17 protein-coding genes are annotated in these 18311 nt (G+C 68.0%); 12 read left to right on the forward strand and 5 right to left on the reverse strand.

Going from position 1 to position 18311, the window contains the following annotated elements; all coding sequences use genetic code 11:
* Positions 1 to 16: 16 nt before the first annotated feature.
* Entirely contained in the window at positions 17 to 625 is a 609-nt protein-coding gene (locus JOF56_RS50245) for a class I SAM-dependent methyltransferase (protein ID WP_307855637.1), read from the forward strand.
* Here JOF56_RS50245 and JOF56_RS50250 read toward each other — a convergent pair.
* Both JOF56_RS50250 and JOF56_RS50255 read right to left on the reverse strand, forming a co-directional pair.
* On the reverse strand, positions 607 to 2148 hold the full coding sequence (locus JOF56_RS50250; protein WP_209646524.1) for a serine/threonine-protein kinase: 1542 nt from the start codon (positions 2146 to 2148) through the stop codon (positions 607 to 609). The genes JOF56_RS50245 and JOF56_RS50250 overlap by 19 nt on opposite strands.
* Positions 2149 to 2150: 2 nt before the next feature.
* The gene (locus tag JOF56_RS50255; RefSeq protein ID WP_209646525.1) at positions 2151 to 4019 is read right to left on the reverse strand and encodes an N-6 DNA methylase; all 1869 of its coding nucleotides are present in this window, start codon (positions 4017 to 4019) and stop codon (positions 2151 to 2153) included.
* A 162-nt stretch (positions 4020 to 4181) separates the two neighbouring features.
* Between JOF56_RS50255 and JOF56_RS50260 the strand changes: the two genes are divergently transcribed.
* Positions 4182 to 4931, forward strand: a complete 750-nt coding sequence (locus tag JOF56_RS50260) for an AfsR/SARP family transcriptional regulator (RefSeq protein ID WP_209646526.1) — start codon at positions 4182 to 4184, stop codon at positions 4929 to 4931.
* Positions 4932 to 4934: 3 nt separating this feature from the next.
* Here JOF56_RS50260 and JOF56_RS50265 read toward each other — a convergent pair whose 3' ends face one another.
* On the reverse strand, positions 4935 to 5852 hold the full coding sequence (locus JOF56_RS50265) for a C1 family peptidase (RefSeq protein WP_209646527.1): 918 nt from the start codon (positions 5850 to 5852) through the stop codon (positions 4935 to 4937).
* Between the two features lie 184 nt (positions 5853 to 6036).
* Between JOF56_RS50265 and JOF56_RS50270 the strand changes: the two genes are divergently transcribed.
* From JOF56_RS50270 to JOF56_RS50280, 3 genes are all read left to right on the forward strand, one after another.
* Complete coding sequence (locus tag JOF56_RS50270) at positions 6037 to 7761, forward strand: DUF2339 domain-containing protein (protein WP_209646528.1); 1725 nt, start codon at positions 6037 to 6039, stop codon at positions 7759 to 7761.
* A 94-nt stretch (positions 7762 to 7855) separates the two neighbouring features.
* Positions 7856 to 8353, forward strand: a complete 498-nt coding sequence (locus JOF56_RS50275; protein ID WP_209646529.1) for a SigE family RNA polymerase sigma factor — start codon at positions 7856 to 7858, stop codon at positions 8351 to 8353.
* Complete coding sequence (locus JOF56_RS50280; protein WP_209646530.1) at positions 8350 to 9390, forward strand: LCP family protein; 1041 nt, start codon at positions 8350 to 8352, stop codon at positions 9388 to 9390. Before JOF56_RS50275 ends, JOF56_RS50280 begins: the two co-directional genes overlap by 4 nt.
* A gap of 40 nt (positions 9391 to 9430) precedes the next feature.
* Here JOF56_RS50280 and JOF56_RS50285 read toward each other — a convergent pair whose 3' ends face one another.
* Complete coding sequence (locus JOF56_RS50285) at positions 9431 to 10366, reverse strand: alpha/beta fold hydrolase (RefSeq protein ID WP_307855638.1); 936 nt, start codon at positions 10364 to 10366, stop codon at positions 9431 to 9433.
* A gap of 48 nt (positions 10367 to 10414) precedes the next feature.
* Between JOF56_RS50285 and JOF56_RS50290 the strand changes: the two genes are divergently transcribed.
* Both JOF56_RS50290 and JOF56_RS50295 read left to right on the forward strand, forming a co-directional pair.
* Positions 10415 to 11380 carry a pirin family protein gene (locus tag JOF56_RS50290; RefSeq protein ID WP_209646531.1) on the forward strand — a complete coding sequence of 322 codons (966 nt, stop codon included), beginning with the start codon at positions 10415 to 10417 and terminating at the stop codon, positions 11378 to 11380.
* 26 nt (positions 11381 to 11406) lie between these two features.
* Positions 11407 to 13128: a glycoside hydrolase family 2 protein gene (locus JOF56_RS50295; RefSeq protein WP_209646532.1), complete on the forward strand. Its 1722-nt coding sequence runs from the start codon at positions 11407 to 11409 to the stop codon at positions 13126 to 13128.
* Here the strand turns inward: JOF56_RS50295 and JOF56_RS50300 are convergent.
* A complete protein-coding gene (locus JOF56_RS50300; RefSeq protein ID WP_209646533.1) occupies positions 13125 to 13457 on the reverse strand; it encodes a LapA family protein in 333 nt (110 codons plus the stop codon). The two genes, JOF56_RS50295 and JOF56_RS50300, sit on opposite strands and share 4 nt — an antisense overlap.
* 137 nt (positions 13458 to 13594) lie before the next feature.
* Here JOF56_RS50300 and JOF56_RS50305 point away from each other — a divergent pair, with 137 nt between their 5' ends.
* The 5 genes from JOF56_RS50305 (at position 13595) to JOF56_RS50325 (ending at position 18294) form a co-directional block, all read left to right on the forward strand.
* On the forward strand, positions 13595 to 13786 hold the full coding sequence (locus JOF56_RS50305; RefSeq protein ID WP_209646534.1) for a hypothetical protein: 192 nt from the start codon (positions 13595 to 13597) through the stop codon (positions 13784 to 13786).
* Entirely contained in the window at positions 13783 to 14931 is a 1149-nt protein-coding gene (locus JOF56_RS50310; RefSeq protein ID WP_209646535.1) for a sensor histidine kinase, read from the forward strand. Before JOF56_RS50305 ends, JOF56_RS50310 begins: the two co-directional genes overlap by 4 nt.
* Positions 14928 to 15533 carry a response regulator transcription factor gene (locus JOF56_RS50315; protein WP_209646536.1) on the forward strand — a complete coding sequence of 202 codons (606 nt, stop codon included), beginning with the start codon at positions 14928 to 14930 and terminating at the stop codon, positions 15531 to 15533. The genes JOF56_RS50310 and JOF56_RS50315 overlap by 4 nt, the downstream gene beginning before the upstream one ends.
* Before the next feature lie 479 nt (positions 15534 to 16012).
* On the forward strand, positions 16013 to 17101 hold the full coding sequence (locus JOF56_RS50320; protein ID WP_209646537.1) for a PLP-dependent cysteine synthase family protein: 1089 nt from the start codon (positions 16013 to 16015) through the stop codon (positions 17099 to 17101).
* Positions 17098 to 18294, forward strand: a complete 1197-nt coding sequence (locus JOF56_RS50325; RefSeq protein ID WP_307855639.1) for an MFS transporter — start codon at positions 17098 to 17100, stop codon at positions 18292 to 18294. The genes JOF56_RS50320 and JOF56_RS50325 overlap by 4 nt, the downstream gene beginning before the upstream one ends.
* The last annotated feature ends 17 nt before the right edge of the window (positions 18295 to 18311 follow it).

The raw sequence follows: 18311 nt of genomic DNA on the forward strand, positions 1-18311 counted from the left end.
GCGGAAGAATGGGTTGGTGGATCTGGTTGACGACGCCGAACTGGCGCGATCGTCGGTGGTGGCCAACCGGGCGATGAACCGGACCCGGGACCTGACCGGACGGGATGGATACGCCGCGGTGCTGGGCTTCGACATCGCGGGTCACCAGCCGCGACGGTGGCTGGACCTCTGTTGCGGCAGCGGCCGTGCGTTGATCGAGGCGGCACCGCTCGTCCCGGAGATCACCGGGGTTGACCTGGTCGGCTTCTTCGCGGGCCCGGTGCCGCCCAACGTCACGCTGATCGCGGCGTCCGCCGGTGAGTGGCAGCCGGATGCAGACTTCGACCTGATCACCTGTGTCCACGGATTGCACTATGTGGGCGACAAACTCGGTCTGCTGGAGAAAGCCTCGCGGTGGCTCACGCCGGGCGGGGTCCTGGTGGCGAACCTCGACGCACAGTCGATCCGCCCGATGGGGCCCAAGGTTCTACGCCAGAACGGTGTTCACTACGACGGCCGGAACAAGCGAATCCGGATCACCGGGCCGGTCGGCTTCGGCCTGCGATATCTCGGCGCGGACAAGGACGCGGGACCCAACTACACCGGACAACCCGCGGTCCACTCGTACTACGGGGTCCAGGGATAGGGCTTGCCCAGCCGGTGCTGGCGCATGAGCACGCCGGGGATCAGCGCGGCCAGGCTGAAGATGATGCCGCTGGCCGGTGTCGTGGAGGTGAAGTCCCAGGTGCCGCCGTTGAGGTAGATGATCGTGGAGATGGTGTAGACCAGGAACATCATCGCGCCGATGATCAGCAGCACCCGTTCGAGGATGCGCTCGGTGCGACTGGTCAGGCGCGGCGGCTTGCGGAATCCGCCGATCGAGAAGAAGTACCGCAGCTGCATCCGGCGCTGGCGCATCCGCAGCCCGAAGAACAGCAGGATGACGCCGATCGAGATCGTCGCCGCCGGGTCGGGCACGCTCTTGCGCCCCACCATCTCGGCTGCGAGGACCGCGAGCACGGTGAATCCGATCGACAGCAGCGTGCCTTCCCACATCCGCTTGCCCGGCGTGTCGATCGGGGCCATCGGGACGGGCGTGGGCACGCCGGCAGGCATCGGCTGTGGCGTCACGAAAGGCGGGTTCGTGAAAGGCTGGGCCATCGGCGGAGGCGTGATCAGAGTCGGCGCGGGTGTGACCGGCCGGAGGACAGGCATCGTGGGCGGGTCTACCGGCCCTGCCTGCACGGAAAGCGACCGTTCGGGGCGCTGCGGCACGGCAAGCTGGTCGCGGAACGGCCGGGTCGGGTCCATCGGGATGCGGGCGCCGTTGTGCACCGGCGGGGGTAAGAGCGGCAAGAGCGTGTCGTAGACCTCGCGGGCGTCCGCGGGCCGCGCTTCCGGTTTCTTGGCCAGCAGCCGCGCGACCAGGTCGGCCAGCCGAGGCCCGGCATCCGGGCGCAGCGAAAGGACCGGCTCAGGCGTGTCGGCGAAGTGCCGGTGCATCATCGCGAGCGGCGTCTGCGCGTCGAACACGTACTTGCCGGTGAGCAGCTCATAGAGCACGCATCCGAGCGAGTAGAGATCGCTGCTGGGGCTGAACTGGCCGTGCATCGCCTGTTCCGGCGCCATGTACGCGGGCGTGCCGACGGCCTCCGAAGTGCGGGTGATCCGGGTCATGTCGACGTCCCGCAGTACCGCGATACCGAAGTCCAGCACCTTGATCTCACCGTTCTCGGTGATCATCACGTTGCGCGGCTTGAGATCCCGGTGGATCAACCCGGCCCCGTGCGCGGCGCCGAGCACCGACGCGATCTGCGCGCCGATGGCGACCACCCAGCCCACTGGCACGGGTTCGTTCTCCGCCTGGAACTCGGCCAGGTCGGCACCGCCGATCACCTGCATCACCAGGAACAGGTCGTCCTCGTCCTGGCCGGTGTCGTAGACGGCCGGAACGCCCGGGTTCTCCAGCTTCGCGGTCAGCCGCGCCTCCCGCGCGAACCGGTTGATCAGCGCCTCCACGTCGGCGCCCGCGGGCAGCGAACTCGGCCGCAGCAGCTTGACGGCCACGTCCCGGTCCAGACGGGTGTCCCGGCCGAGCCACACCTCGCCCATTCCGCCGCGGCCCAACGGCCGGACGAGCGAGTACCGGTCACCGACGATGCGCTGCACTTCTAGTTCCTCTCTGGCGTGACCAACCCGTCTACCAGACCGTCCACAGTGGCTTGCACAACCTGCCCGGCCAGCGCCGCGGCGCGGCCGAGCGCGGTGCCGAACGTCCCCAGTGCGCAGAAGACTGCCGCATACCGGTGCTGCTCGGCCAGGGGCATCCTAGGAATCTCGCACCGCCGGACGTCCAGCCGGGCAGCCGCGGACAGATGGGTGCTGGCCTGCCGGGAGTTGGCGGACCCGCTCAGGAACCCGGCGAGGAACCACGGGTCGAGCACCTCCGGGTTGGGCCGCAGCAGGCACAGTCCCCGGCCGAGGACCGCGCCCGCGTCCACCGCAACCCGCGCGACCAGGCGGTGTCCTGACGTCGGCAGTACGACATCACCTGGCTCGACCCGCACAGCGTTGCCGGCGAGCTCACGGGAGATCCGCCGGGACGCGGCCCGGTCGGCGAGGACGTCCTGCAAGTCCAGCACCGGCAGCGCGTCGCCGGACAGCGTGGTGGGCGCATCCGATTGCAACAACACCAAAGCACTCGTTTTGAGCAGCTCGGCCACGGTCGTCATCGCCAGGTGCTGACGGTTGCGTCCGGTCCAGTCCAACGCCGGCAGCATGGGCGCCAGCGCACCCAGCCGCTTGGTCAGCTCCCGGTGCCCGGCAAGCAGTTTCTCCGCGGTGTCCGGCGCGGCGGAGATCGGCAGGTTGCGGGCCGGGGTCAGGTCGACCTCCTCCCCCAGCAACTCCAGCGCCGGGATCGTGCGGGACACGCCCGGCTCCTCCTCGACGGCCCGGTCGGGCGCGTCGAACGCCCTCCATGCTGTGATCGCGAGGCCGGACGCGTGCTCCCATTGCAGCGTTGTCGCCTCAAGGACCAGCAAATTCGGCTCGACCGGACGCCCCGGCCGGCGCAGCAGCCACAGGTGCACGGGCCCGGGAAGCGCCAGCACTGCCCGCAAGGCGCCCCGGCGCAGCAGTTCCGCTCGGATCCGGCGGCCCGAGCGGCGGGCGGCGACCGACGGCGGCATCGTGATCGCGACCAGGCCGCCGGGTTTGACGTGCGACAACGCGTGCTGCACCCAGGCGAGTTCGGACTCCATCCGCGGCGGGACGCCGTACTCCCAACGCTGGTCGTGCATGAGTTCCTCGTGGCCCCACTGGCGTTCGCCGACCGGCGGGTCGCAGACGACCAGGTCGGCGAGCTCACCGGGATAGCCGTCGTGCAGCAGGGAGTCCCCCGCTGTGATCGACACCGGCACGCCCCGCAGCGTCAGCCGGACTTCGGCGAGCGAAGCCAGGCCCGGGTCGATCTCCTGGCCGAGGCACCGCACTGGTCCCCCGGTCCGGCCCGCGACCGACGCGAGCAGGGAACCAGCCCCGCAGGCCGGATCGAACACCGAGCCGGTCGACAGGCCGGCGAGTTCGGCCACGAGTTTGGACATCTCCGGCGGCGTGACCGCCATCCAGCGGGCGTTGGCCTGCACGAACCGCTCCCACAGCGCCTCGGCCGTGGCCAGCGCGCCGTGTTCGTTGGCCAGCGCCGCGACCTCGTGGATCAGCGCGGGGGCGACCGGTTCGCCGTCGGACCGGCGCAGCAGGTAGGCACCGATCGCGGCCAGCACGTCGGCCGGTTCCTGGTCGCCGCGATGGGCCTCGATGAGCTGCCACAGTCGTTCCCACGGCGAGACGGCCTGGAGTTTGCCCTGCTCACGCAGCCATTTCTCAACCTCGGCAAGGGTGAACAGCGGGCTGTTGGGGGTGCCGCCGACAGGCGTGGGGAAGTCCTCGTACCGGCGGCGCCAGTTGCTCACCGCGGCCCGGCCCACCCCGGCCAGCCTGGCGATGTCCGCCGCCGTGACGGCAGCCTCGTTCGACACCGGCCTCGCTCCCTTCCAAGTTCACACGTCCAGACAGGGGAAACATACCTCATCACCGAAACTCGTGTTGACAGAGTTCACACGCTCGTGGTCATATTTCGGCGTAACACACGAACTGGCCACGGAACACCGACAGGAACTGGGGGCATGGTGATGGCTGTCATGACGAAGACCGCAGAGGAGACCGACATCAGGTTCGGCGTGTTGGGGCCGCTGACCGTGTCCGCCGGCGACGGCTCCCCCGTCGCCTTGCGCGGCAACAGGTTGCCGGCGTTGCTGACCGAATTGCTGTTCCATGCCAACCGCCCGGTCCCGGTCCGCCGGTTGGTGGAAGTGCTGTGGGGCGACACGCCGCCGAAGTCGTACGCGTCGAACCTGCACACCTACGTGTCCCGCCTGCGTGACCGCGGGATCCCGATCGACCTGGTCACCGGGGGCTACCGGATCACGGTCGACGTCGCCGACCTCGACCTGCTGACGTTCCACGCCGAGGTGGACGCCGGGCGCCGGGCGGCCCGCGACGGTGACCACGCGCTGGCCGCGCGGCACTTCCGGCAGGCGCTGGAGCAGTGGCGCAGCCCGGAACTGTGCGCGATGGACCAGCCCCACCTGGAACTGGAGGCGATCCGGCTGGAGACCGAACGCATCACGGTCGTGGAGGAATGGGTCGATGCCGAGCTCGCGGCCGGCCGGGCGACCGAGGTCCTCGGCCGGCTCGACGCGCTCGTGCGGCAGTACCCGTTACGGGAACGGTTCGCGGCCCAGTTCATGCGCGCGCTGGCCGATGCCGGGCGGCGTGCCGAAGCACTGGAGGTCTACCAGCGGGCCAGGGCGGCACTGGTGGACCAGCTCGGCATCGAACCAGGCGCGCAGCTGCGCCGGGCGCACGACGAGATCCTCAATGGACAGTAGGACTCACTCGTCGAACGCGGACGTCTCCACCCACTCCGCGGCGGTCATCGCCCACCAGTCCTCGGCGAGTCCTTGCCGCACATACTCGAACGGCAGCCAGCCGTAACCGTCCTCACCCCAGGACTCGCCCCACGAGTTGCGGATCAGCAACGCACCGGTCTGGGTCTTGCCGTCCACGGGGTTCTTCACGGTCTTCGCGTCGTCGTAGCCGACGGCCACGATCGCGTGTCCACCCTCGACACTCTCGCCCCGCGCCGGATACGGGATCTCACCGGGGTTCTTGGGCCTGCTGATGCTCGAGTACACAGTGAACCCGAACATCGCCGGTACCCCGGCGGCCAAGTGGCTCTTGACCGTGGCCAGCACCTGCTCACCGGTCGAGCCGGGCGGGTCGAGCCGGAAATACGTGAGCGCCTGGAAGTTCTGCGCGTACGCGAAGCTGAACGCGGGCGGGTCGTCCTCGAACTTGGCGATCTCGTAGGGCCAGAACCGCTCCGGCGGAACCCCGAACAGCGCCAACGCGCCCATGGTGCTGCGCAGGTACGCGCCGGTGTCGCCGGTCAGGCCGAGGTACTGGCGGGTGACCTTGTAGAGAAACAGCCGGGACATGTCGACGTGCTTGCCGAACGACCGGCGCTGGAAGTACTCCACGATCCCGCAGGCCGCGTTCGCCGTGCACGAACCGAGGTCACGCTGGTCCTCGACCGGGGAGAACCACTCACGCAGGTCGGCCGACGCGGGCAGTTCCGTGGCAGTGTCCGCCGAGCTCTCGCCCAGCGCCTGCAGCGACTTGGAGGCGGAGGCCGCGAGCACCTTGCGGACCTGGGGTGAGTCGAACGTCAGGTCGCGGACGTCCGGCCGGTCGGGCAGCCAGCCCATGCCGCTCGGCTCCGATCGGCCCGGCAACGAAATGGTGTCCATGATCTTTCCTTACAGTGTTTTCACTAGCGGCAGCCGTGCGGAGAAATCCGTCACGGGGATATCCGGAAGAGAGGCCGCGAGAAGGTCGCCAGATACGTGGTGCCCCGGAGTGTGCCCAATCGTGACCTGGGAATGAGTAGTGCTACGGATTGCGTGCCGGCCACCGGCCGGGATTCTTGCCCGTATGCACCCGTTACTGCGTCTGGCCGACGAGGTCAGCGAGCTCAGCCGGCGATTGGACCAGATCAGCATCGAGTTGCGCGGTTACCAGCCGGAGGAGCTGACCAGGCCGATCGCCGAACCTGCCCCGGCGCCCCCGGCGCCGGTCATGCCTGCGCCGGTGTACCCGCAGGAATGGATGCCTGCGCCACGCCAGAAGTCCTCTTTGTTCGAGACGCTCGGCAAGGATGGTGCAGGCAGCCGCGTGCTCGCGTGGGTTGGTGGTGCGGTCACGTTGCTGGGCGTTGTGCTGCTGCTTGTGCTTGCTGTGCAACGCGGCTGGCTCGGCCCGTTGCCACGGGTGCTGGGCGGCGCCGCGTTGGGCGGAGCACTGATCGGGATCGGGCTGTGGGTGCATCGCTCCCCCGCCGGACGGACCGGCGCGCTCGCGCTGGCAGCCACCGGCATCGCGGCGCTGTACCTCGACACGATCGCAGCGACCACGTTGTTCGACGACATGCCGCGATTCGTGGGCCTGTTGCTGGCGCTGGTGATCGCATTGGCCGGGCAGTTGCTGGCGGCCAAATGGAACGAAATCGGGCTGGCGATCGCGGTGATCATCGGCTGCGCGGTGTGCGCGCCGATGATCACGGACGGATTCTCCCCGGAGCTGGTGGCGTTCCTGCTGATGGTCCAGGCCGCGTCGGTTCCCGTGCAGCTGACCAGGGGCTGGTCGGCGATTCCGGTCGCGGCGGGTATCCCGGCGATCGTCGCGTCGGCGCTCGGTACGTCCTACCAGAGCTTCACCGGGACCGACCCGATGCTGAACGCGTTGCTGGCGCTGATGACCACCCTGACGGCCGCTGTGCTGGGCCTTGTGTCGGTGCGGCACAAGCCGGACAGCGACGCCGGGCCGATCCTGCTGGCGATGGCGGCCATCCCTGCCCTCGTTTCCGTGGTCGTGCTGACGAAGGCTCAGGCCGTCGCCGTGTCAGGCGGGGTCGCGGGCCTGATGCTCGTCGTCTGGTGCGCGAGGAAGTGGTGGCCTCGCCGGGTCGAGGTGATCGCGGGCGCCGCGACGCTGGTCGCGGGCTTGCAAGCCACGGCCATCGCGTTCGACGGCTCGACACGGTCGGCGATCCTGATGGGCGAAGCCGTTCTGCTCGCGTTGGTGGCGATGCTGGCCCGGACCAAGGTCGCCTGGTGGGGCGGGTTGGGCTTCGGCGTGCTCGGCGGCCTGCTCGCGGTCATCAACGACGTGCCGCCCAGTCTGCTGCTGCTCGATCCGGTCCAGCCAGAGACCGCCGCACTCACCGCCGGGTTGCTGGCCTCCGGACTGATCGTGGCGATCTCCGTGCTGCTGCCGTGGGCGAACACGCCGAAGTCCTTGGTGCCGTGGCTGCTCACTGGTATCGCCGCGTTGTACGGCGCCGCTGGGCTCGTGCTGTGCACCGCGTTGCTGATCCAGCCGGACCGGACCGGGTTCCTGCTCGGCCACGTCGCGATCACCGTGTCCTGGACCGTGGCCGCGCTGGTGCTGCTGTTGCGCGGGATCGCGGTCAAGCCTGTCCGCGTGGTCGGTCTGGTGCTGGTCGGCGCCGCGGTGGTCAAGCTGGTCCTGTTCGACCTGGCCGCCCTGGACGGGCTGGCCAGGGTGGCCGCGTTCCTCGGGGCCGGGCTGATCCTGCTCGGCGCGGGCACCCGGTATGCCCGGCTGGTGGCCCGGCAGTCGGAGCAGGCCCCTTCCTGAAGTCGAGTGTGAGCCGGGTCACAGCATTCAACATTCGTAGGGTGCTGATGGGTTTCCCGGCCACAACATCGACATTCGGCAGAAGGGAGCGGCGGTGCCGGACGGCTATGACCAGTTCGTCACTGATCGGCTCGATCGGCTGCTGCGGTACGCCACCGCGTTGACCTGTGACCGCTACCTGGCCCAGGACATCGTTCAGGACGTACTGCTGCGTGCGCAGCCCAGATGGGCTCGGATCGCGGCGATGGACGCGCCATACCTCTACGTCAAAAGGATGGTGACGAACGAGTACCTGTCATGGCGTCGCCGTAAGGCAGCCAGAGACATCGCCACCTCCAGTAAAACGCTCGACACGCTCGCACCACCCGTCAGCGATCCCGCCATACGGCACGCCGAACGCGACGCCATGCGCGCAAGGATCGCCGTGCTGCCGCGCAAGCAGCGTGCAGCCATCGTGCTGCGTTACTACGAGGACTGTACGGACGCCGAAATCGCCACCGTGCTGAATTGCACCGAGGGAACAGTCCGGAGTCACCTGTCCCGAGCGCTGCAGGCACTGCGCTCGGCCGATCGCCTCGTGGAGGTGTCATGAACGAGGAAGTTCTTATCCGCCAGGCGATCACTGCGGAGGCGGAGCAACGAGTCGATCCCGGCATCGTGCGGGCCAACCTGCGAGAAGGCCGGAACCCCAAGCGCAACCGGACAATGCTCGTGGCTGTTGCCGGATTCGCTGTCGCTGCGGCGGTTGTGGCCGTCGTCGTGCCGTTGGCCGCCTCACGTGACGAGGTGCCGCCGGCAGGTTCCGCCGCGTCTGCCCCGGGAACCACCGACGACCAGAACATCCTGCTCGTCGGGACGGACGGCACTAACCGCACGGACGCCGTCGTCCTGGCCCGTCTCGGCGCAGACGGCTCTTTCCGTGGGGTCTCGCTGCCACGGGACACGAAGGTCAGCACAGGCGCCCGGTTGAACTCCGTGTATCTCGACGCGTTCACGGCTGCGCAACGAGCTGGCACAGATCCTGTCGCGGCAGGCGCCGAGAAGCTCATGACGACGGTGAAGGACCTCACGGGGGTTCAGCCCGCCCACTACGTCATCCTCGACATGGCCGGGTTCGGCGAGCTGAGTGACGCGGTCGGCGGCGTCGAGGTGTGCCTGACCGCGCCACTCACCGACCGAATCGACAAGCAGCTCGTCTTCCCGGCCGGGCCGCAGACACTGGCCGGCGACCGGGCCCTGGCGTTCATCCGGAACCGCACCACGGAGAACGGGGACCTGGACCGCCTACGGCGTCAGCAGGTATTCCTGCAAGGGCTGCTCAGCAAGGTGTCGGCCCTGCCCGCCGACCCAGCGCGTCTGGCGAGGCTGGTAGCCGTGGTGAAGTCGAAGGTGGTGGCCGACCAGGGCCTGGACATCGCGGGCCTGGCACAGCGGCTGACCGCGAAGTCGAGCATGGCGTTCGTGACCATCCCAGTCGTGAACAGCGTAACCACGGACAACATGCTCACCGCCGACCCGGCGACGGCGCACAGTTTCACGGCGAATTTCCTGGCCGGCACACCGGCAGCGCCTCCTCCTTCGGCCGTCATCACAGGACCGTCCCCCCAGGGCCCGCCCTGCGTCCGGTGACCATGAACTGACAGGCCAGCGACCTGGGGTCGCCGGCCTGTCAGTCGAGGAAGTCGCGAAGATCCTGAGCGAGTTGCTTCGGCGCCTGCTCGGCGATGTGGTGGCCCGCGTCGATGCCGTGGCCGGTGATCTGCGGGCACCACGGTTCCCAGATCTCGAGCGGGTCGCCGTAGAGCTCTTCCATGTCGTCCCGCAGCGCCCACAACATCATGGTGGGACAGGTGATCTGCCGCCCGGCCTCCCGGTCCGCCTCGTCGTGCTGCCGGTCGACGTCCAGCCCGGCCCGGTAGTCCTCGATCATCGCGTGCACGGTCGCCGGGTCACGGATCGCGGCGAGGAAGTCGGCGTGGTTCTGCGTGCCGAGCCAGTCGGGCCCGTTGCTGGTCCAAGCGTTGTACCAGGTCTCCGGATCGGCGCTGATCACCCGCTCGGCGGGCTTGGCCAGCTGGCCGAAGAAGAACCAGTGCCACCACATCTGGGCGAACGTCGCGTCGCACCGATCGAGTGCCTCGACCACCGGCACGCCATCCATCACCACGAGTTTCGTGATGACCGAAGGGTGGTCCAGCGCGGCACGGTAGGCCACGCAGGCGCCACGATCGTGGCCCACGATCGCGAAGGTCTCGTGCCCCAACTCCCGCATCAACTCGACGATGTCGGCGGCCATCGCCCGTTTCGAGTACGGACTGTGGTCGTCGGTACTCGGCGGTTTGCCTGACTGGCCATATCCGCGCAGGTCCGGGCACACCACGAAGTGGTCCTCCGCCAGCATGGGAGCCACCTGGTACCAGGTGGTGTGCGTTCGCGGGTGGCCGTGCACCAGCACCACCGGCGTTCCCGTGCCGCCGTGCCGCACCCTCAGCCGAACGCCAGGCACGTCGACCAGGTCCAGCGTAAATCCCGGAAAGAACCCCATATCGCCGACTACCCCGTGACGACCGGTCGCGAAACCGGGAATGGGCGGCGGCAGGTTCACGTTGGGCATGATAAGTTGAACGCTCAACAACCTGACAAGGAGTCAGCCATGCCGGCCGTTACCGCGGACACCTTGACCTTGCCGCGTATCGCGACGCCCCCGACCACGGCTCAGCAGCGGCCGGTGCGGGCGGTCACGACGGCACCCTCCGGTTTCGAAGGCGAAGGCTTTCCGGTGCGCCGCGCGTTCGCCGGCGTGGCCGCGGCCGAGCTCGACCCGTTCATCCACATGGACCAGATGGGCGAGGTCGAATACGCCCCCGGTGAGCCGAGGGGCACGGCCTGGCACCCGCATCGCGGGTTCGAGACGGTCACGTACATCATCGATGGCGTGTTCGAGCACGCGGACTCACACGGTGGCGGCGGCACGATCACCAACGGCGACACGCAGTGGATGACCGCGGGCAGCGGCATCCTGCACATCGAGAAGCCGCCGGAGCACCTGGTGATGTCCGGCGGACTGTTCCACGGCATCCAGCTCTGGGTGAACCTGCCCAGTGCCAACAAGTTCAACCCGCCACGCTACCAGGACATCCGCGCGAAGCAGGCTTCGCTGCTCTCCTCCGCGGACGGCGGCGCGTTGCTGCGAGTGATCGCCGGTGACGTGGCCGGGCACCCTGGTCCGGGCTCGACGTTCACGCCGATCACGTTGGTGCACGCCACAATCAGCCCGGGCGCGGAGCTCCAGGTGCCGTGGCGCACGGACTTCAACGCCCTCGCGTACGTCCTCGCGGGCAACGGAACCGTCGGCACCGAGGCCCGTCCTGTCCGAAAAGGACAGCTGGCGGTCTTCGGCAAGGGTGACGCCCTCACCCTGAAAGCCGCGACCAGTCAGCCGGCCGCTGAGCCGAACCTCGAGATCCTGCTGCTCGGTGGCCGGCCGATCCGGGAGCCTGTCGTGCAGTACGGCCCGTTCGTGATGAACACCCGCGATGAGATCCTGCAGGCCATGCACGACTTCCAGTCCGGCCGGTTCGGCGTCATCCCCGGCGACAAGATCCCGCACACGGACTGACCGATCGCCGTGTTAACGTCGAGGTGATGGTTGCCAACTGGATGATGGCCGAGCCACGGCTGCCCACGCCGTGGACGCACCTGGTGTCCCCCGCCAACGCCCTGCCCGAGTATCCCAGGCCGCAGCTGGTCCGGCCGGAGTGGCTGAACCTCAACGGAGTCTGGGAATTCGCCGCCGCGGCGGCGGGGGAAGCACCGCCGACCGGCCGGACGCTGGCCGAACACGTGCTCGTTCCCTACCCCATCGAGTCTGGCTTGTCCGGGATAGCCCGGCACGAGGACTTCATGTGGTACCGCCGGACCTTCGAACTCCCGGCGTCCTGGCAAGGCGCGGTCCGGCTGAACTTCGGCGCGGTGGACTACCGCGCGACGGTCTACGTCAACGGCCAGGAAATCGGCTCCCACCAGGGCGGGTACGGGTCATTCTCCTTTGACGTCACTGCAGCGCTGCACGCACAGGGCCCGCAGGAGATCATCGTCGGCGTCGAGGACCGGGCCGACGCGACATGGCAGCCCGTCGGCAAGCAGCGGCTCGTGCCTGATCGCGGCATCTTCTACACCGGCGCGTCAGGCATCTGGCAAACGGTGTGGCTGGAACCGGTCGGCCCGGCATTCGTGTCCACACTGGACATGGTCCCGTCGCTGTCGGACGAGTCGCTCGCGCTGACTGTCAGAACACAAGGCGATGCCGCAGTCGAGGCCATTGTCCGCGACGGCGACGAGATTGTCAGCCGGACGACCGGCTCGACAAGCCTGCGACTGCCGGTCCCGGGCGTCAAACCATGGTCACCGGACTCCCCTTTCCTGTACGACCTCGAAGTCGTGCTGCGCCAAGGAGACACGGTCGTTGATCGGGTGACGTCCTACTTCGGAATGCGCGAGTTCGACATCGCAGCAGGCCCGGATGGCAAACCTCGCTTCACCCTGAACGGCGAGCCACTGTTCCTGATGTCCACATTGGACCAGGGTTACTGGCCGGACGGGATCTACACCGCGCCGACCGACGAGGCCCTGCGCTTCGACCTGGAACAGAACAAAGTTCTCGGGTTCAACACGGTCCGCAAGCACATCAAGACCGAGCCGGACCGCTGGTATCACCACGCCGACAAACTGGGACTGCTTGTCTGGCAGGACATGCCGTGCACCAAGATCGGGCGTCCCCCGGCCGAGGCGCAGGCGCAGTTCGAGGCCGAGCTCCACGAACTGGTGGCCCAGAAGAAGAACTGGACGTGCATCCTCGGCTGGATCCCGTTCAACGAAGGCTGGGGCGAGTGGTCGCTGGCGGCGACCGGCCGGATCGCCGACGAGGTCAAAGCCCTCGACCCGGCCCGGATAGTCAACGCGCACAGCGGTTTCAACCTGCCCGACTCATTCGGCGACTCCGGTCACGGCGACGTCGTCGACCTGCATGACTACGTCGGCCCAGCCCGTCCCGCACCCGACGAGACCCGGTTCGCCCTCGACGGCGAACACGGCGGCATCGGCCTCGAAGTCGAAGGACACATGTGGTTCGGCGAGGGCGATGCCTACGAAATGACCCCGGACATCCCCACCCTGACCCGCCGATACGTGGAAAACCAGCGGGACCTGCTGCACGCAGCCCGCGAACTCGGCCTCAGCGGCGCGATCTACACCCAGATCACCGACGTCGAACACGAGCTCAACGGTTTCTTCACCTACGACCGCCAGGTGGCCAAAATGGACTTCTCCGAGGTCCGCGCGATCAACGAGGAGATCATCAAGGGCTAGCCTTTGTCGCTGCGCCGCACCCGGTGCCTGATCTGCAGAATCCTCGCCCCACCCACAAGCGCCACAAGCAATGCCCCACTGATCGCGGCGAACAGCAAGGCCACCCCCAGCGGCAGATTGCCTTCCATCCCCAGGAAGCCGACCGTGACCGTGGTCAGATTCTCCAGAATGAAGACCAGCAAGAAGATCATCAGGACCGCGGCCACGATGACCGCGATCCAGGTGCCGCTGATCCTGGTCCGTTTGATCGGCGAGACACCCGGGGCAGGTGGCGGTTCGGCAACCGGGATCTCATCGGTCGGCGGACTCTCATGCGGCTGGCTCGTCATGCCCCGAGCATGCGCCCAACCCACCCGCCTCGCAGATCAAACATCACCCCAATGGGTTAAGCAGCGGGGATTGTGCATGGTCGATTGATGACAACCTGCATATGGGGCTTGTGCGGCGCCGTGCCCAGGCTGGGTACATGACAACTCACACCTTGAAAGCGAGCCACCGGTGGCCTTTGCTCCTCGGGGCCGGCATCGGCCTGCTGAACTTCACTCCATGGCAGCCGTTCGGCTTCACCACGTATTTCCTGCCGGTCGTGCCCAAGTGGTACGCCGAGGCGTGCATTGTGACCGATGTACTGGTTGCGGCAGCCGTGCTGGTCGCATGACCAATAACATCCTGCACGTGGAGAACAAGCAGCTGCGCAGGGCCAGGGTCTTCACTCTGGCCTCGCTCGGTGTGGCCGTGCTCGCTGGTTTGATCTTGCCGGGTGTGGGTGTGCTGCTTGAGCAGCGGCCGCTGTGGATTGTGCTCGGGGCGGTCGGGGTGCTGTTCTTCACCGCTGCTCAGGCGGGTGCGTTGTACGCGACGATGACGCCATGGCTGACTGAGAAGGTCAGTCGCAGGCTGCTGGTCCTGTTCGGGGTGGCTTCGGTGGTGTCGGTGCCGTTGCTGGCGCCGGTGGGGCCTGCTATCTGGTACACGTGGGCGTGGGTGGGCGGCGCGATCGCCGGGTCGATGCCTTTGCTCCGAGTGCGGCGGACGCCTGCGATCGTCGTGGCAGTGGCGGCATTCGTTGTCACGGCCGCCACCGCTGTGTGGGCCGACAAATCCGTGTCCGGGTCACTGTGGCGGGCGGCCGGCCTGGCGCTTGCGGTCGGCGGGATGAGCGTCGTCTACGTCTGGCTCTGGGATCTGCTCACGCAGGCCGAGGAAGGCCGGTCGGCACAGGCGAAGCTGGCGGCGGCCGAGGAACGGTTGCGGTTCGCTCGCGACGTGCATGACGTGCTCGGCCACGACCTGTCGGTGATCGCGTTGAAAGCGGAGCTCGCCTCCCGGCTGGCCCCGGTCGATCCCGGGGTCGCGGCCCGTGCGTCGGGCGAGGTCCAGCGGCTGGCCGCTGAGGCATTGACCAAGATGCGCAGCGCGGTCGACGGCTACCGCGTCGTGGATCTTCGCGACCAGCTCGCCGCGATCGTCGAAGTCCTGCGATCATCCGGAGTACGCTGCACGGTCACGCAGCCCGAGGCCGACCTGCCGCCGGATGCCGCCGCGCGGCTCGCCCCGGTGCTGCGTGAGGCGAGCACCAACATGCTGCGGCACAGCCAAGCCAAGTGGTGCACGATCGAGGTGACGCACGATGGCGGGGAGGTGCGGATGACGGTCGCCAACGACGGCGCGGGAAACGCGAAGGCGGACCGGTACAGCTCCGGGCTGACCGGGCTCGCGGACCGGCTGGCCGAGGCCGGCGGACGGTTGCGGACCTGGCAGGAAGACGGCGTCTTCACTCTGCGGGCCACGGTCCGAGCGTGATCCGCGTCCTGCTCGCTGACGACGAGGACCTCATCCGCACAGCGCTCGGCGCGCTGCTCGGCCTTGAGCCGGACATCGAGGTGGTCGCGCACGCGGCCAGCGGCCGACTCGCTGTCGACGCGGCACTCGCGCATCGCCCGGACGTGGCGGTGATCGACATGGCAATGCCTGAACTCGACGGCCTGGAAGTCACGAGCGAGCTGGCCACCGCGCTGCCCGCGTGCGCTGTGGTGATCCTGACAGGCCACGGTCGCCCGCAGCATCTGCGTCGCGCGCTTTCCGCAGGCGCGAAAGGGTTTCTGCGCAAAGGTGCACCCGGCGGCGCGCTGGCCGACGTGATCCGGCGGGTGCACGGCGGCGACCGGTACGTCGACCCGTCGCTGGCCGCGGACGCGCTGACCGCGCCGGAGTGTCCGCTCACACCCCGCGAGCTGGAAGTACTCCGGCTCGCGGAATTCGACACACCGGTAGCGGTGATCGCCAAGCAAACCCATCTGTCCAACGGAACCGTGCGCAACTACATCGCCGCGGTGATCAACAAGCTGGGCGTCACGACCCGGTCGGAGGCGCTGCGTGCCGCGCGGGAAAACGGCTGGCTCTGACAGTCTGTGACTGATCGACTGCGGACTGGTAGCCTGGGTCACGATGAGGACACGACGGCTCGCCTTCTTCGTACTGTTGTCGTTCCTTTGGCTTCAACTTTTGGCGTGCGCTCCACATGAGCCCGCCGAGGCGCACAGCGACGCCCCGAGCGCGTCGTCCACGCATGATGGTCAATGCCACCACGATACGGACTCGCACACGCACGAGTACGTTCTCGCACCGCCATCCCGCAACGACGCTCTGGACATAGCACCCGTCACGCCACTCCAATCGATACACAATGGACAGCCTGAAACGGCTGCACAACCCATAACCAGTCGATCGCGATGCCGTTCCGGCCGCGAGGTCCTGCTCGAGTCGGCCATAGCGCGGACCTGAGGGCTCCCTTTTTCCCAGGAACTTTCGGCTACCCACAGACGACTCCCTGTGGTGGTAGCCGCATGCCCTCATACCCCGCTGCTTCGACGAGACAGGTCCGATGAAGACAGTTCTCTCCACACCCACGCCCGCCCAGCTGCTGACCACCGCGGCGAGCTGCCACTCCCCCGCCACCGCCGTGGGCAACACCCCGGTGCTGTGGATCGGCGAGTCCGGCCGTGGTTACTGGGCGAAACTCGAAGGCCACAACCCCGGCGGCATGAAAGACCGGCCCGCGCTGCACATGGTCGAGCAGGCCAGGCAACGCGGTGAACTCACACCAGGCGCGATGATCGTCGAGTCCACCAGCGGCACCCTCGGCCTGGGGCTCGCCCTGGCCGCGACCGTCCATGGCCACCCCGTCACGCTTGTCACCGACCCGGGCATGGAACCGATCGTGCACCGGCTGCTGACCGCGTACGGCGCGAACGTCGAGATGGTCGAACAACCGCATCCGGCTGGCGGCTGGCAACAGGCCCGTCGTGACCGGGTCGAACAGGTCATGGCCTCGTACCCAGGCTCTTGGTGTCCTGACCAGTACAACAACCCGGACAACGTCACGGCGTACGCATCGCTCGCGATGGAGCTCGTCGCCCAGCTCGGACGGGTCGACGTCCTGGTCTGTTCGGTGGGCACCGGCGGGCACTCCGCCGGGATCGCCCGCGTGCTCCGGCAGTTCTGCCCGCAGTTGCGGCTGGTCGGCGTGGACACGGTCGGCTCCACGATCTTCGGCCAGCCGGCCGGTACGCGGCTGATGCGTGGCCTGGGATCGAGCATCTACCCCAGCAATGTCGACTACTCGGCGTTCGACGAGGTCCACTGGGTGGCTCCGGCCGAAGCGGTCTGGACGTGCCGCAAACTCGCGTCGACACATCACGCGAGCGGTGGCTGGAGCGTGGGCGCGGTCGCGCTCGTCTCCGGCTGGCTGGCCCGGACACTCGAGCCGGAAACCCGGATCGCAGCGGTGTTCCCCGACGGCCCGCACCGGTACTTCGACACCGTCTACAACGACGACTACTGCCGTGAGCACGACCTTCTTGGGCATCCGGCCGCGGCCGAGCCGGATGAGATGGGCGATCCGGCGGACCGGATCGTCGAGCGATGGACCCGCTGCGGCACGGTCGTCGACCCGTTGGGGGCCGGCCGGTGAGGCGCCTGGTCACCGAGTTCCGGTCGTTCGACCGGCCCAGCCGGCTGCTGATGGTCAACCAGTTCACCATCAACGTCGGCTTCTACATGCTGATGCCGTACCTGGCGGGCTATCTCGCCGGGCCGCTCGGGCTGGCCGGCTGGGCGATCGGCCTGGTGCTCGGCGTACGCAACTTCTCCCAGCAGGGCATGTTCCTGCTCGGCGGGACGCTCGCCGACCGGTTCGGCTACAAGCCGTTGATCGTGGCCGGTTGTGTGTTGCGGACAGCCGGATTCGCGTTGCTGGGTGTCGTGGAGTCGTTGCCTACCTTGATGATCGCGTCCGCCGCGACCGGATTCGCCGGCGCGCTCTTCAACCCCGCAGTCCGGGCCTACCTCGCCGCCGACGCCGGTGAGCGCCGCGTTTCGGCGTTCGCGTTGTTCAACGTGTTCTACCAGGGCGGCATCCTGCTCGGGCCGGTGGTCGGGTTGCTGCTGACCGCCGTGGACTTCCGGTTGACGTGCCTGGTCGCGGCCGGGGTGTTCGCCGGGCTGACGGTCCTGCAGATCCGGTCGCTGCCAAGGCATACCGCTGTGCGGCAACAACGGTCGGTGCTGGGCGACTGGCGGCTGGTGCTGACCAACCGGCCGTTCCTGCTGTTCGCGCTGGCGATGATCGGCTCGAACGTGTTGTCGTTCCAGATCTATCTGGCGCTTCCGTTGCGGGCCAAGGCGATCACCGGGTCCGAGGCGCTGGTCACGGCGTTGTTCGTGGTGTCGGCGGTCCTGGCGATCGCTGGGCAGTTGCGGATCACCGCGTGGTTCCGGGACAGATGGGGCCCCGGCCGGTCCATTGTGATCGGCGCGGCCCTGCTGGCATCCGCTTTCCTGCCGCCGTTGCTGGCCGCCGACAGCCCGGCCGGGATCGCCGCGCTGATCCTGTCGTCGGCCATGCTCGCCCTGGGCACCGTGGTGGTGTTCCCGTTCGAGATGGACACCATTGTCCGGCTGTCGGGCGATCAGCTGGTGGCCACCCACTACGGGCTCTACAACACCATTGTGGGAGTCGGGATCATGCTGGGAAATCTTTTCGCCGGAACGGTTTTCGACATCGCGCCGGCCGCGGGCTGGATCGGTCTGACCGTGCTCGGCGGGGTCTGCGCGCTCGGCCTGGCCATGCTGGAACGCCGCCGGGCCTTTGTCACCAGCAGTTAGTGGTAATTGGTGAACCT

It is taken from the genome of Kibdelosporangium banguiense, assembly GCF_017876405.1.
GTDB classification, from domain to species: Bacteria; Actinomycetota; Actinomycetes; order Mycobacteriales; family Pseudonocardiaceae; genus Kibdelosporangium; species Kibdelosporangium banguiense.

Coding starts and splice junctions, on each gene's coding strand:
- JOF56_RS50260 (WP_209646526.1), top strand. CDS start 4,182: ATGACGAAGACCGCAGAGGAGACCGACATCAGGTTCGGCGTGTTGGGG.
- JOF56_RS50265 (WP_209646527.1), bottom strand. CDS start 5,852: ATGGACACCATTTCGTTGCCGGGCCGATCGGAGCCGAGCGGCATGGGC.
- JOF56_RS50270 (WP_209646528.1), top strand. CDS start 6,037: ATGCACCCGTTACTGCGTCTGGCCGACGAGGTCAGCGAGCTCAGCCGG.
- JOF56_RS50280 (WP_209646530.1), top strand. CDS start 8,350: ATGAACGAGGAAGTTCTTATCCGCCAGGCGATCACTGCGGAGGCGGAG.
- JOF56_RS50290 (WP_209646531.1), top strand. CDS start 10,415: ATGCCGGCCGTTACCGCGGACACCTTGACCTTGCCGCGTATCGCGACG.
- JOF56_RS50295 (WP_209646532.1), top strand. CDS start 11,407: ATGGTTGCCAACTGGATGATGGCCGAGCCACGGCTGCCCACGCCGTGG.
- JOF56_RS50300 (WP_209646533.1), bottom strand. CDS start 13,457: ATGACGAGCCAGCCGCATGAGAGTCCGCCGACCGATGAGATCCCGGTT.
- JOF56_RS50305 (WP_209646534.1), top strand. CDS start 13,595: ATGACAACTCACACCTTGAAAGCGAGCCACCGGTGGCCTTTGCTCCTC.
- JOF56_RS50310 (WP_209646535.1), top strand. CDS start 13,783: ATGACCAATAACATCCTGCACGTGGAGAACAAGCAGCTGCGCAGGGCC.
- JOF56_RS50320 (WP_209646537.1), top strand. CDS start 16,013: ATGAAGACAGTTCTCTCCACACCCACGCCCGCCCAGCTGCTGACCACC.